Genomic DNA, 14,355 nt, shown 5'->3' with positions numbered 1-14,355 from the left:
TTAGCACAGATTGTTCAATTACGCAATTCATCCGGAATGCCGCAGCCTGATTAAGAAAAAGGCGGATCCAATTTATTCTTTGGATCCGCCAGTGTTATCACTTCATTTAAACATCCATACGGTCAACCTTGGCTGCCCGTTCCTCTACCTCTTTCTTCTGTACATCTCCCGGAGCCAGTTCATAGCGGCTGAACTCATATTCAAAAGTACCGATACCGCCTGTCATGGAACGAAGGTCTGTATTATAGCCAAACAGCTCAGATACGGGTATATCGGCTTCAATGACCTGCTTTCCATGGTGATTGGAGTTCATTCCCAGAACCCGTCCTCTTCTCCGGTTTAAATCTCCCATGACATCTCCGGTAAACTTATCCGGCACTGTGACTTTTAAGGATGCGATTGGTTCCAAGAGCACCGGATTGGCGTCCATAAAGCCTTTTTTAAAGGCAAGCGTTGCTGCCATCTTAAAGGCAAGCTCTGAGGAATCCACCGGATGATAGGAGCCATCAGTCAGAGTCGCTTTGATCCCCACAACGGGATATGCAGCAAGGGGGCCCTTTAAGACACATTCTGCAATTCCCTTCTCCACTGCCGGGAAATAATTCTTGGGAACAGCTCCTCCAAACACAGATTCTTCAAATACATAGGGAGTTTCCAAATCCCCGGAAGGCTCAAAGGTCATCTTTACATCACCAAACTGGCCATGACCGCCTGACTGCTTCTTATATCTTCCCTGAACCTCCACTTTTTTACGGATGGTCTCGCGGAAAGCAAATTTAGGCTTGCTTAATTCAATCTCAACTTTATAGCGGTTTAACAGCTTGCTGACCACTACCTCCAGCTGCTGGTCACCGATTGCATACAGAAGTGACTGCCGGTTTTCCGTATCATTCACTGCTTTTAAGGTCCAATCCTCTTCCGTCAGTTTCGCCAGTGCGTTGGAAACCTTATCATCGTCACCCTTTGTCTTCGTCTTATACCGCATATACGTATAAGGGGTGGAAATCTCAGGCTTGTGATATACGATGGGTGCGGAACGAAGCGCTATGGTATCACCGGTCTGTGTCACGTTTAATTTGGATACAGCACCGATATCGCCAGCCTTTAATTCCGGCACTTCTATGGCATCTTTTCCTCTCAGCAGATAGAGTTTTCCAATCTTTTCTTCCGTGTCCTTATTCACATTATAGATCGCTGAATCTGATTTCAGTGTTCCCGTACAGATCTTTAGCAGGGAATACTTTCCGATAAACGGATCTAAGATGGTCTTAAATACACGGGCCGACAGAGACACATTGTCATTGTATCTGGCAGTAAACCGTTCTCCGGTGGAGACATCCACACCGATACATTCATAACGCTCCGGTGATGGAAAATACTTGTCAATCGCCTGTAAAACCATCTTTACACCCTGGGCATTAATTCCGGAACCCAGCATAACCGGAACTATATTGCCCTGTATTACATGTTCCCGAAGTGCAGAAGAAATCTCTTCCAGGGTAAACTCATCGCCTGAGAAATACCGTTCCATGTATTCCTCGCTGATCTCAGCAACTGCCTCCATCAGAGCTTCTCTGGCTATACCTAAATTCTTCTGGCTGTAATCAGGAATCTCACATTCAACATAATCGCTGTTAACGGTAAAGCGCCGCCCAGCCATTTTCACCACATTCACAAATCCTACGAACTTCTCATTCTCTCTGATAGGAAGGTGGAACGGTGCTATTTTTCTTCCGAACTCTTTTTCCAGCTTCAAAAGCAGTTCACGAAAGCTGGCCTGATCATCATCCATATTAGTTACAAAAAACAGTCTGGGAAGCTTGTACTTTTCACAAAGCTCCCATGCCTTTAACGTACCAACTTCAATTCCTGCCTTGCAGTTTACTACGATTACAGCAGCATCTGCCACGCTGATTGCCTCTTCAACTTCACCAACAAAATCAAAATAACCGGGAGTATCAAGTAAGTTAATCTTGATCGGTCCATCCTCTCCTTCATATTCCAACGGAATCAGGGAAGTGGAGATGGAGAACTGTCTCTTAATCTCTTCTTTGTCATAATCGCTGATGGTATTGCCATCGGAAATTTTTCCCATTCTGCTGATGGCTCCGGTCACTAACGCCATAGCTTCTGCAAGGGTAGTTTTACCGGCGCCCCCGTGCCCAAGTAAGGCGACGTTACGGATCTGTTTGGTTCCATACACGTTCATAAACATTCCTCCTGTTCGGTATTTAAGTCTATAACAATATTTTACTAAAAATGTCTTATAATTGCAAGCAAAAGGTACAATTTGCACAAATATTTTTCGACATTTTTCTATTTTTTGATAAAAGAAAAGAGGGGCGCGCTCTCCCTCTTTCTCATTTTTGCCTATTAATATTCTCTTTTTTCCTAAATCCGACTTTTCAGCGCGTAAGACTGCTTTTCTCTGAAGCCTGAAGTGCAGCATCAAGGGCAGTGATCCGGGGTATGGCAATGCTCACCTCAGGCAGCCCATTTCGGACTTTTTCTTCCACCATGCCGCGGAGAATATGGTTTTTCACCAGAAGACTTCCCCATAACCAGAGGTTTAGTCCGCCCGTTTTCATCTTAGCTGCTGTATCATGAATCAGCCCCCATAAGGCATCTGCGCACTCCCGGTGAATGCCCATGGCTGTCTCATCTCCTAATGCTGCTGCCTGACAGGCCAGAAGGGAAAATCTGGCTATCCGGGACTTTTCCATCAGATTGGCATTGATATATTCATCTATTTTCCCCAATGTGTCAAGCCCGGTTGACTTTATAAAAAGCGGGGTGAGAATGGGACTTTTACCCCGTCCGGATAAATCATTTCCAACTGTCCTTAAAACCTTCAGTCCCAGATCAAAGCCGCTTCCCTCATCGCTTACAATATGATTAAAACCGCCCGTCCGGTATATGGATCCATTCTCATCTCTGCCAAAGCAGACAGAGCCTGTGCCGGATACGATTACAAGAGCCGGCAGTTCCGTAAGATAAAGAAATACTTCACAGTCATTCATTACCATCAGCTTATCTGGTAAAAATCCCATCTCTTCAAAAAAGGATCTGCATTCCTGCTCATGAAACGGGGAATCAATCCCGCTTGCTGCCACGCAGATTCCCAGACAGCAGCCAGGATCCAGCTTCAGTTCCATAAGAGCAGGAATCACCAGCTCGCGGTAACGCAGCCTGCTTTTTTCTGCCCCGTCTGTATTAAGGCTGCAGCCAGGAGCCGTAAGTTCACCCAGCACTTTTCCTGTGGGATCACAGACCTTTAACCGTCCGTTGGTTCCCCCCACATCCAGTCCGGCATAATATCCTGTCATAATCAAGTACTCCTCCCAGTTGTCATTTCCATGGCATAAAACCAGCTGTGGTAAACATCTCATTTCCGTCCAGAAGATACTTCTTTAATGAGGTCTGAAGCGATGTGGTACAGGAAAAATGTTCCAGTGCTTCCATGGTAAAATCAAACCCCATGACCCGTTCCAGTATCTGTGGACGTTCTGTCATTACAGGCATTTTATTAAATCTCTGCATAAAGCTGATGAGCCTCCCGGTTTGAGGCAGGATGTGCTCCAGATGGGCATCCAGCATCCAGCTTTCGCAGACAAGAATATGATTCTCATAATATTTTTTTGCAGTCTTTAAAGAGGAATCAACGCTGTCCGGGGACAAATCTGAACCTTCCGGAATATGAACAGCAACCGCCTTCTCTCCCGGAGCAAGCTTAAGCTCCCATTCCTCCAGATTTAATGAGACGGGTGCATCCACGCTTACAGTTCCCTTTTTTAAATCCGCAGAGTATCCGGTTACAGTCCTGTCCTTAAAGTCCAGATAAGTTCTTATTTCTCTTATCATGCTTCTTCCGTTTGTACCGGAGATATATCCGTCCTGATCAATCATAACATCCGGGCAGGCCAGTGCCATAAACTCTCCGGATTGTCTGTTTTCATAGATCAGAAAAGGAAATTCATAAGTCACTTCCTCGAACTGCAGACTGCCGAATCTTCGTACTTTTCCGGCAAGTGAACGGAACACCCACTCAATCCGGTCAAGCCCGGTCTGTCCCTGGTGATATTTGCGGTATGACTGAATCCAGATTTCAACATCCTTTAAAGATTCCCAGACAACAGATTCCGGAATGCCCTGTTTCATTAATTCTTTTTCCAGCTCCGGCAGCATCCAGTCAATGTAAACAACCGGAAGTAAAAAATCATCCAAATGAAGGAGCCTGGCATGCCTGATTCCAAACATCATGGCTTCTGCTGCTCCCTCAGGATCTTTTTCCACCAGCAAAAGCTCACGGCATCTGCTGAAATTTCTCATAAAATAAGCATTACTCTCATAGGCAGCGGAAGAAAAAGCCACCGCCGCCTGAGTATCTTCACTAAATATACTGTGTCTTATCATTGTTATCTGCAAATCCCACTTTTAAGGGGCCTGCTGTTAAAATACGTTGTCCGTCATCAAATACCGGCCGGAGATTTTCTGCATAGGCTGAGAACTCAGCCAGGGTCTTAAAATCCTGGTTGCTGCCGCATACACAGAAGTATGCAATGTCATCCCCATAGGTTCTGTACTCGCATTCAAACAGCTGGTCATCAACAGGCTCCAAAATACCGCTGCACCAGAGTGCAGCAAATCCTCCTGCCTTTCTTCCGAAAAGCCAGTGGCCGGAGACATTGGTTTCCAAAAACTTCGGTGCAGGAAAATAAGCATGTGTAAAATGAATGGGATGCTCCTCCGGGATGTGATAAACAGCTCCCAGTAAATTTCCCTCCTGAACCAGTGCAGGCATTACCCCATTTCCGTACCAATACCCCGGTCTCATGGAACTGGAATCACAGGTTCCGCCCGGGTGATTCGTAAAGATGTCAGTTTCCTTATCAAGGGCAGCATACCACATGTGCTGCTGATAGCCATATACTCCCGGCTCAAAGCAGGTGGTTCCATGAAACCGTTCGTTCAGTGACTTGGTGTATTCACAGGTGGATGTATCCGAATCCGGATCCAGGGTAAGGTTCCTCCAGCGTTTAAATTCCGGGTCCGGTCTGGGGGACTGAACGGAAGTCATGCAGTACTCCGGCGTTTTCTTCAGCCTTATGAGAGCATTTCCTGTGGAATAATCCATATCTGCCGGACGCTCCATAAGTTCCTTTAACCCTTCTGGAAGTTTATAGCTGCTGCATGAATAAAAGCCCAGCCAACCCTCTCCGTAGGAATAAGGGACATCAGGATTGATTAAATTCATCAGTGCCTGGGCTCCCTGCTCAAAGGGATGGATCACTTCTCTGTATACACGTCCCATAGGGGCAATGACAACACCGTCATAGGTATGGAGACACAGCATTTCAAGAAGTTTATCGGTAATCTTTACTGCCCTTTTTGAAATGGCTTCCTCTGAAAAATCGATTACATTTAAAAGCGCTGCAAACGTAACGCACATATAAACTGTGCTTAAGAATTCTTCAAATCCATGTTCTTCCACATCCGCCAGCCATGCTTCTACCTTGGTTCTTCCGAATTCAAAAAGCTCTCTGCCAGTCATGTCTGCCCGCGGGAAATACTCATCCGGATACATCTCTCCTGCATTCATGGCACAGGTATAGAACATAAGAGAATGGTTTTCGCTCCAGAAGCACATGGCGTCAGATCCTTTTTGATCCATCCAGTAACGCCAGTTTAAAAGAACCTCTTTTGCACGTTTCGCCAGATCCTCACTGACCGGATAATTCTTTAGATATCTGACCATGCCGCACACCAGAAAATCAGAGCAGTCATATCTGCTTTCTATTTGGTCCAGCGTCTCATAAAGAAGTTCTATATCCCGCCCGTTGTCCATTCCAAGGGCTTTTCTTGCAAGAATATTGGAAATGGAAAATCCGAATTTATCACCTCTGGACAGACTTTCTGCTTCTGCAATTCTATGGAAAATAGCCTTTTTATTCTCCTCAAAGTATTTGTCTTTCCCATATTCCGGTCTCTGAGCCAGGATATTCTCCACTTTTCTGGTGAGGACTCCATGGTCACTTTTTACACTTACTAAAATAACACCTGGCTTTTCGACCTCAAGCTTCACCTGATTTTTCCCGCTGATCTCCTGCCATTCCTTCCGGCTTTTCACCTGTGCAAAATCAGGGCTCTGGCTGTCGTAGGCCAAAGAGGCACCTTTGGGCGCACATTCTTTAAAAGTCATGATGGAATTCTTAATGGAGATGGAACCAAGCCAGTTTTCAATCCGTACCAGTTCATCGGTATGTTTCTCATCAGGCAGTACAACAGAGATCTCTTCCATGTGATCCATGATCTGAATGCCGAACAACGTTCTCGTATCCCTGACACCCAGAGTCTGAAGGCTGACATAGATTTCATTGATTCCTTTTTTCAGCCGGAGTTCCATCTGTTTCTTTTTAATTGGTTTATAAACCGGCGTATCCATACGGCATACCAGTTCCCTGTTGCACCAGACATCTACAGCTGCATAGGACCATACAACTGCATTCACGGTCAGATCTTCTTTTACCTCTATTCCCGTCACCGCATCAAGCTCCACTTTCTGCAGTGTGGAATAAAATGTGCTTTCGTCTACAAACCAGTTTCCATAGTGATAATAATACTTCCATGGCATCTGAAGCCTGCTGTTTTCTCCAAGGATGGCAGGGCCATCCGGACAGGACCTGCTTAAGTCAGCTACAATGGATCTTAAATGCTGTTCATAACGCAGCTGGTTGTCATCTGTTTCATGATTGATAAAATCCGTTTCTTTCGGACCGGATATCAGATAATTGGTAAGAAATCCGGTTCTGTTCAATTGCAATTTTTCCATTGTCTTATCCCTTTGCTGTGCCATCAGTCTGTCTGTTATAAGATGACGTCTGGTGCACATATAAATATTTTTTTGATATGGTATATAGTTATATTAAATGATTTCATAAAAAAATCACATGGCATTTTCAACGTTTGATGTAACTTTTTTTAACATTTCCCAGGAATGACTGCTCTTTTTCACAAAAAAACTGCATACCAGGCCGCTTTTTCCAGCACAAATTATCCAATAATCAGGTTCTAAATAATAATCTACTTTAAAGTGTAAAAGTTTAACGTATAAAAGCGTTGACAACTTCCCTGCTATCCATTACAATGGGGATTAATCATTTGTAAGAAAAGAGGAAAAAGGGATATGATTATTATTATGAAACCAAACACTTCTGCAGAAGCTGTCAGTAAAGTAAAACACTTTATTGAATCCAACGGCCTGACCGCTCATTTATCAGAGGGAACGGAAGTAACCATAGTAGGTGTTGTAGGAGATAAGACGAAAATTCAGGGTGCGAATATTGAGATGATGGATGGTGTGGATAAAATCGTTGCAGTTACAGAAAGCTATAAGGTGGTTAATAAGAAATTTCATCCGGAAGATTCCGTAATCACTGTAGGCAATGCAAAAATTGGTCCCGGCCACCTTGCCATGATGGCTGGTCCCTGTGCCATAGAAAACCATGACATGCTTTTAGAAACTGCCTATGCAGTAAAAAAAGCCGGCGCCCAGTTTTTAAGAGGCGGTGCTTACAAGCCAAGGACTTCCCCCTACGCATTTCAGGGTCTGGAGGAAGAAGGATTACAATATATGAAAGAAGCCAGAGAGGCAACAGGACTGAATGTAATCTGCGAGGTAACCAGTCTCCGCGCACTGGAAACTGCGGTAAAATACGTTGATATGATTCAGATCGGTGCAAGAAACATGCAGAATTTTGAGCTTTTAAAAGAAGCAGGTAAGGCAGGAATCCCTGTTCTCTTAAAGAGAGGCCTCTGCGCTACCATTGATGAGTGGTTAAATGCAGCAGAATACATCGCTTCCGAAGGCAATCCCAATATTGTTCTTTGTGAAAGAGGAATCCGCACATATGAAACTGCCACCAGAAACACCCTGGATATCAGCGCAATTCCCGTAATCCGCGGGAAGAGCCACCTTCCGGTTATCGTAGATCCCAGTCACGCAACCGGTGTCAGGGCTTACATCGAACCGATTTCAAAGGCAGCTATTGCAGTTGGCGCAGACGGCTTAATTGTAGAAGTTCATCCCTGTCCTTCCTGCGCATTATCTGATGGGCCCCAGTCTCTCACATTTGAACAGTTTGAACACTTGACAGAACAGTTACAGCCTTATGCAAAACTATCAGGGAGGGTTTTCAATGAATGATGAAGTCATTGCCTTTATCGGGCTTGGTCTGATCGGGGGGTCCATCGCCCGGGGGATCAAGCGTGAAGCACCGGAGACAAAAATAATGGCTTATATGCGGACACGTTCCAGGCTGATGAAAGCCAGAGAAGATGGCATTGTTGATGTAATTCTTGACGGAATTGGAGAAGAGCTGACAGAATGTGATTTTATATTTCTTTGCACGCCAGTGGAATATAACGCTGACTATTTAAGTAAGATCCGGCCCTTTTTAAAGCCTGGGGCCATTGTTACCGATGTGGGAAGCACCAAAACCGACATTCATGAGGCCGTAATCCGTCTTGGTATGGAATCCTGGTTTGTCGGCGGCCATCCGATGGCTGGCTCAGAAAAAACGGGCTATGAAAATTCCACGGATCATCTGCTGGAAAATGCTTACTATATCATTACCCCCACTGCCAAAACCACAAAGGAACAGACGGATCGTCTCGTCCATATTGCAGAAATGATCGGATCCATCCCTATCGTTCTGGATTTTCATGAGCACGATTTTGTAACAGCTGCCATCAGCCATCTGCCCCATATTGTTGCCTCCAGTCTGGTTAACCTGGTAAAGAACTCTGACAACCAGCAGGGACTTATGAAAAGGCTCGCTGCCGGAGGCTTTAAGGATATTACGCGAATCGCCTCCTCCTCACCGGAAATGTGGGAACAGATCTGTATGACAAACCATCAGAATCTTTCCCTGATTCTGGAGCGGTATATCGCTTCTTTAAATCAGATTCTGGATCAGTTAAACAGGAAAAACGGCAGCTACATCAACCAGCTGTTTGAAACATCCAGGGACTACCGGAATTCTTTTTCAGAAAAAGCAACAGGCCCCATTGCGCCTGAATACTCCTTTACCGTTGATATGGCGGATGAAGTGGGTGCCATATCTACCCTTTCCGTCATCCTGGCTGCCAAAGGCATCAGTATCCGCAACATCGGAATCAATCACAACCGGGAGCACGGTGAAGGAACCCTTCGGATCGCATTCTACGACAGGGAATCCATGGACGAGGCCTGGAAACAGCTGGAACGCTATCATTATGATTTAATATCCAATTAAGAGAGGTATCTTATGAAATTTACAAAAGCCTCCCCTCTTAGGGGAGAACTGTCCATACCCGGGGATAAGTCCATTTCCCACCGCAGTATCATGTTCGGCTCTCTGGCAAAAGGCACGACGGAGATCACCAATTTTCTTCAGGGTGCCGACTGTCTGTCCACCATTGCCTGCTTTAAAAAGATGGGAATCGATATTGAAAATAACAAAGACTCTGTGATTGTTCACGGAAACGGCCTTTTCGGACTGAAAAAACCGGAGACAATCCTGGACTGCGGAAACAGCGGAACCACCACCCGGCTTATATCCGGTCTCTTATCTGCCCAGAACTTTGACGTCACCCTTACCGGTGATGATTCCATAAAAAAACGTCCCATGAAGAGGATTATGGATCCGCTCTCCCACATGGGTGCGGACATAAGAAGCCTGGAGGGGAATGGCTGTGCGCCTCTTGCCATTACAGGAAAGAAGCTTTACGGCATTCATTACACCAGCAGGGTAGCCTCTGCCCAGGTAAAGTCCGCCATTCTTCTGGCAGGTCTTTATGCAGAGGGTGAAACGAAGGTGACAGAACCTTATGTATCAAGAAACCATTCAGAAATCATGCTGAAACACTTTGGAGCCGATGTAACCACGGAAGGCACAACTGCCTCCATACGGCCTGCTAAGGAGCTGTATGGCAGCAGAATCGTTGTTCCTGGAGATATCTCCTCTGCGGCCTTTTTCATCGCAGCAGGTCTTCTGGTACCAGGCTCTGAAATTCTGATGAAGCATGTGGGGATCAATCCTACCAGAGACGGAATTCTTTCTGTATGCCGGGATATGGGGGCGGACATTACGCTGCTCAACAAAAATACGGATTCCGGAGAGCCAACTGCAGATATCCTTGTAAAATCCAGTTCTCTTCGCGCAACTACGATCGGCGGTGCCATTATCCCCGCTTTAATTGATGAACTTCCCATAATAGCAGCCATGGCATGCTTTGCAGAAGGTGAAACCATTATAAAAGATGCAGGGGAATTAAAGGTAAAGGAATCCAACCGGATTGAGGTAATGGTACAGAATCTTTCCGCAATGGGGGCTGATGTCACAGAAACAGAGGACGGAATGATCATCCGGGGAGGAAAGCCCCTTCACGGAGCGGTGATTGACAGCAGGCTGGACCACCGGATTGCCATGACCTTTGCTGTTGCGGGATTATGTGCAGATGGGGAAACGGAAATTAAGGGAGCTGAATGTGTTAATATCTCCTACCCCGGTTTCTACCAGGATTTAGAACGTCTGGGCAAATAACAGTTATCATACAAAAAAGCAAAAAAACAGCTTTATCACATGTTTTTTTGCTTTTTTATGTTTTGTTTATAAAATGGTGACCTGGCACATCTTCATGGCACTTAACGCATTCTCATGGCTTTCTGGCGTAACTCCTGCACAACAGGAAGAATCAACCAGAATCGGAATCTCAGGAAGAAATGCCTTGATTAACAGAGCATTGGATATGACGCAGATATCGGTGCACAGACCAATCAGCTCTATGGACTTATAACTGCCTGACGCCGCGTATTCCCCCACAGCCTTACTGGCAAAGGTATTCTTCTCAAACCGCCTGCCCGGAATCTCTTTTAAAGCATCAGCCAGTTCCCAGCCGGCAGTCCCTTTCACACAGTGAAGAACAGGAAGATTCTTTCCCTCCTGAGTATCCATATAATCATTCTCATGGGTATCCAGAGTAAAGATCACATCGTCTCCTGCTGCCTGATATTCTTCAATTTTCTTTTTTACATTGTTAACGATCGCTTCCGCTTCTCCGGTTCCTAATGAACCGTCTATAAAATCCTTCTGCATATCCACCACAACTAACAGTCTGTTCATAAGTTCTCCTTCCTTCGCATGTCTTTTTCCTATTCTATCACAGTTTCAGGAAATAAATAAAGTTTTTTCAATTACCTGTTGACAAAATTCCTTTCACGCATTAATATATTGATTAATAAAAGAAACCGTTGAAAAAGAAGAGTAAGCTTTCCCAGCAGTATTTCAGAGAGCCGCCGGTGGTGTGAGTGCGGTATAGTGCAGATAGCTGAATGGACTTTTGAGGGCAGCCTTGAACCGAATAACAGTATGGGCTGACGGAATCCACAACCGTTATATGATGTGGCATATATGTTAGTATATGAAAAGAGGACTTATATTAAGTCAATTTGAGTGGCACCGCGGATTGTATGATTCGTCTCAAGTATGTGAATAACATACTTGGGACTTTTTTTATGCAATGAAAGCTTTTCTATCAATGAAAATAAATTTTAGGAGGAATTATTTATGAAAAAATCTGTAAAAATCATGTTACTGGCAACACTTGCTGCTGCTCTCACCGGATGTGCTTCCGGTAAAGCGCCGGAAAAGACACCGGAGTCCACTTCTGCAGCATCTGCAAAAAGTGAAGGAACATCAGCCTATACCATCGGAATCGCCCAGTTTGCAGAGCATGGTTCTCTGGATAACTGCAGAGAAGGTTTTTTAAAGGGACTTGCCGAAGAAGGTCTGGAGGAAGGAAAGAACTTAACAGTCCTTTATGAAAATGCACAGGCAGACGGCGGTACTGCAAGCCAGATCGTAAACAACTTTCTTGCCAAAAAGACCAATCTGATCTGCGCCATTGCAACCCCCATGGCACAGGCGGCCTACGGCGGAGCAAAAAAAGACAATGTTCCTGTTATTTTCACAGCTGTTACAGATCCGGTAGCTGCTGCCCTGGCCAAAGAAGACGGTACCCCGGTAGGTGAAATAACCGGTACCAGTGATAAGCTCCCTGTTGAAAAACAGCTGGAAATGATCCGCAAGATACTTCCTGATGCAAAGAAAATCGGAATTCTCTACAGCACAAGTGAAGTAAACTCAGAAACAGCCATTAAAGAATACAAAGCGGCTGCCGCAAATTACGGATTTGAAATCGTGGAAGGACCAGTTACCTCCACCGCTGATATCTCCCTGGCAACTGACAGCATTTTGGAAAAGGTTGACTGTCTTAACAATTTAACCGATAATACAGTAGTCAGCTCTCTTCCGCTTATCCTCGATAAAGCCGGCAAGAAAAACATTCCTGTTTTCGGAAGCGAAGTGGAACAGGTAAAAATTGGCTGTCTTGCAGCAATGGGTCTTGATTATGTGGATTTAGGAAAACAGACCGGTGTCATGGCTGCCAAGGTATTAAAGGGAGAAGCCAAAGCAAGCGAATTAAATTTTGAAGTAATCAAAGATGCAGCTTTTTACGGAAATTCCAAGGTTGCTGAAACACTGGGCATCACATTACCAAAGGATTTAACCGATTCTGCAGCCGAGATCTTTACTGATATTTCAAAAGGAACAAAATAAGAAGAAACATAGTGGAGGAAATTTAATCATGTCAATTATACTTGGCGTTTTGGAAGAAGGTCTGGTTTATGCCATAATGGCGCTGGGCGTATACATCACCTATAAGATTCTGGATTTTCCGGATCTGTCTGTAGATGGTACGTTTCCCCTGGGAGGCGCTGTTACCGTAACACTGATTTTAGCCGGATTGAATCCTCTGGCAACCCTGTTTATCGCATTTGCCATAGGAGCTCTGGCCGGATGCATCACCGGTTTTATCCATGTAAAATTAAAGGTGCGGGATCTTCTGTCTGGTATTATTGTCATGACTGCTTTGTACTCCGTTAATTTAAGAGTTGCCGGAAAAGCCAATGTTCCATTTTTCAATGCCACCACCATTTTTGAAAACAGCCTGGTTAACAGGCTGTTTCCGGCGTCTCTGAGCGCTGTTACCATGGTTATTATTCTGGCAGTCATTGTTTTCGTTGTTAAATTCATTTTAGACCAGTACTTAAAAACCCGCTCCGGTTATCTGTTAAGAGCGGTGGGCGATAATGAGACACTTGTCACTTCTCTTGCAAAGGACCGGGGAATGGTTAAGATCGTTGGTCTGGCCATCGCAAACGGTCTTGCTGCCCTGGCTGGTTCCGTATACTGCCAGCAAAAAGGATTTTTCGAAATCAGCATGGGAACAGGAACCATTGTCATAGGACTTGCCAATGTAATTATCGGAACAAAGCTTTTTAAGCGGGTCGGATTTGTTAAATCAACCACTGCTGTCATTATAGGCTCTATTATTTACAAAGCCTGCGTATCTTTCGCAATTTACCTGGGAATGGAAGCTTCTGATTTAAAACTGATTACATCGGTTCTGTTCTTAGCCATTCTGGTACTGAGCAACGGCAGGGAAAAGAAGGTGAAAGCATGATTGAACTGAAAAACATTCATAAATATTACAACCACGGGACTGTCAATGAAATGTGCCTGTTCCACAATTTTGATTTAACCATAAAGGACCAGCAGTTTGTATCGGTTGTGGGAAGCAACGGATCAGGAAAAACTTCCCTTTTAAACCTGATCTGCGGCAGCATTCCTTTAGACAGCGGAACCATACTCATTAACGGAACCGACATCACCAGCATGCCGGAATACCGCCGCCAGCGGCGCATCGGACGAGTCTATCAGAATCCGGCCATGGGAACCTGCCCTAACATGACCATTCTGGAAAACATGGCACTGGCTGACACAAAAGGAAAACCCTTTAACTTACTTCCCGGAACCAATAAGCAGCGGATTGGCTATTACAAAGAACAGCTTCACACCTTAGGTCTTGGTCTGGAAGACAAACTTCACGTAAAGGTAGGGGTATTGTCCGGAGGCCAGAGACAGGCCATGGCACTTTTAATGTCAACCATGACACCTATCGAATTCCTGATTCTCGATGAACATACAGCAGCCCTTGATCCCAAAACGGCCGAAATCATCATGCAGCTGACAGACAAGATCGTGAGAGAAAAACAGCTGACAACCATCATGGTGACTCATAACCTCCGTTATGCAGTGGACTATGGGAACAGGCTTTTGATGATGCATCAGGGAAATGCAGTTGTGGACTGCGCAGATCAGGAAAAAGACGGCCTGGATATCAACTTCATTCTTGAAAAGTTCAACGAGATCAGTGTAGAGTGCGGTAATTAACAAAGGCAAAGCCTGGATC

11 protein-coding genes and 1 other annotated feature are annotated in these 14,355 nt (G+C 45.0%); of the genes, 6 read left to right on the top strand and 5 right to left on the bottom strand.

Features of this window, described 5'->3' with window-relative positions; genetic code table 11:
* Positions 1-106: 106 nt before the first annotated feature.
* From V7D18_RS13615 to V7D18_RS13600, 4 genes are all read right to left on the bottom strand, one after another.
* Positions 107-2,209: an elongation factor G gene (locus V7D18_RS13615; RefSeq protein ID WP_426154815.1), complete on the bottom strand. Its 2,103-nt coding sequence runs from the start codon at positions 2,207-2,209 to the stop codon at positions 107-109.
* Between the two features lie 196 nt (positions 2,210-2,405).
* On the bottom strand, positions 2,406-3,326 hold the full coding sequence (locus V7D18_RS13610; protein WP_426154814.1) for a BadF/BadG/BcrA/BcrD ATPase family protein: 921 nt from the start codon (positions 3,324-3,326) through the stop codon (positions 2,406-2,408).
* 22 nt (positions 3,327-3,348) lie between these two features.
* Positions 3,349-4,413 (bottom strand): acyltransferase domain-containing protein, encoded by a 1,065-nt coding sequence (locus tag V7D18_RS13605; protein WP_426154813.1) that lies wholly within the window; start codon positions 4,411-4,413, stop codon positions 3,349-3,351.
* Entirely contained in the window at positions 4,391-6,829 is a 2,439-nt protein-coding gene (locus V7D18_RS13600) for a hypothetical protein (protein WP_426154812.1), read from the bottom strand. Before V7D18_RS13600 ends, V7D18_RS13605 begins: the two co-directional genes overlap by 23 nt.
* A 354-nt stretch (positions 6,830-7,183) precedes the next feature.
* On the opposite strand from V7D18_RS13600, the gene aroF reads away from it, so the two are divergent.
* From aroF to aroA, 3 genes are read left to right on the top strand one after another with little or no spacing between them, the layout of a single operon-like run.
* The gene (gene aroF, locus V7D18_RS13595) at positions 7,184-8,203 is read left to right on the top strand and encodes a 3-deoxy-7-phosphoheptulonate synthase (protein ID WP_426154811.1); all 1,020 of its coding nucleotides are present in this window, start codon (positions 7,184-7,186) and stop codon (positions 8,201-8,203) included.
* Complete coding sequence (locus V7D18_RS13590) at positions 8,196-9,293, top strand: prephenate dehydrogenase/arogenate dehydrogenase family protein (RefSeq protein WP_426154810.1); 1,098 nt, start codon at positions 8,196-8,198, stop codon at positions 9,291-9,293. Before aroF ends, V7D18_RS13590 begins: the two co-directional genes overlap by 8 nt.
* A 12-nt stretch (positions 9,294-9,305) precedes the next feature.
* On the top strand, positions 9,306-10,583 hold the full coding sequence (gene aroA, locus V7D18_RS13585) for a 3-phosphoshikimate 1-carboxyvinyltransferase (protein ID WP_426154809.1): 1,278 nt from the start codon (positions 9,306-9,308) through the stop codon (positions 10,581-10,583).
* Positions 10,584-10,649: 66 nt separating this feature from the next.
* Here aroA and V7D18_RS13580 read toward each other — a convergent pair whose 3' ends face one another.
* The gene (locus V7D18_RS13580) at positions 10,650-11,162 is read right to left on the bottom strand and encodes a cysteine hydrolase family protein (protein ID WP_426154808.1); all 513 of its coding nucleotides are present in this window, start codon (positions 11,160-11,162) and stop codon (positions 10,650-10,652) included.
* Positions 11,163-11,281: 119 nt separating this feature from the next.
* Positions 11,282-11,525, top strand: a binding site (T-box leader).
* 81 nt (positions 11,526-11,606) lie between these two features.
* On the opposite strand from V7D18_RS13580, the gene V7D18_RS13575 reads away from it, so the two are divergent.
* Genes V7D18_RS13575 through V7D18_RS13565 form a run of 3 tightly spaced genes read left to right on the top strand, consistent with a single transcriptional unit; the run spans position 11,607 to position 14,336 of the window.
* Positions 11,607-12,659, top strand: a complete 1,053-nt coding sequence (locus tag V7D18_RS13575; RefSeq protein WP_426154807.1) for an ABC transporter substrate-binding protein — start codon at positions 11,607-11,609, stop codon at positions 12,657-12,659.
* Positions 12,660-12,687: 28 nt separating this feature from the next.
* Complete coding sequence (locus V7D18_RS13570) at positions 12,688-13,566, top strand: ABC transporter permease (protein ID WP_426154806.1); 879 nt, start codon at positions 12,688-12,690, stop codon at positions 13,564-13,566.
* On the top strand, positions 13,563-14,336 hold the full coding sequence (locus V7D18_RS13565; protein WP_426154805.1) for an ABC transporter ATP-binding protein: 774 nt from the start codon (positions 13,563-13,565) through the stop codon (positions 14,334-14,336). The genes V7D18_RS13570 and V7D18_RS13565 overlap by 4 nt, the downstream gene beginning before the upstream one ends.
* Positions 14,337-14,355 lie beyond the last annotated feature (19 nt).

Origin of the sequence: Lacrimispora sp. 38-1 (genome assembly GCF_049890855.1) — a bacterium.
Classification (GTDB): Bacteria; Bacillota; Clostridia; order Lachnospirales; family Lachnospiraceae; genus Lacrimispora.
This window is presented reverse-complemented; position numbering and strand designations above follow the sequence as displayed.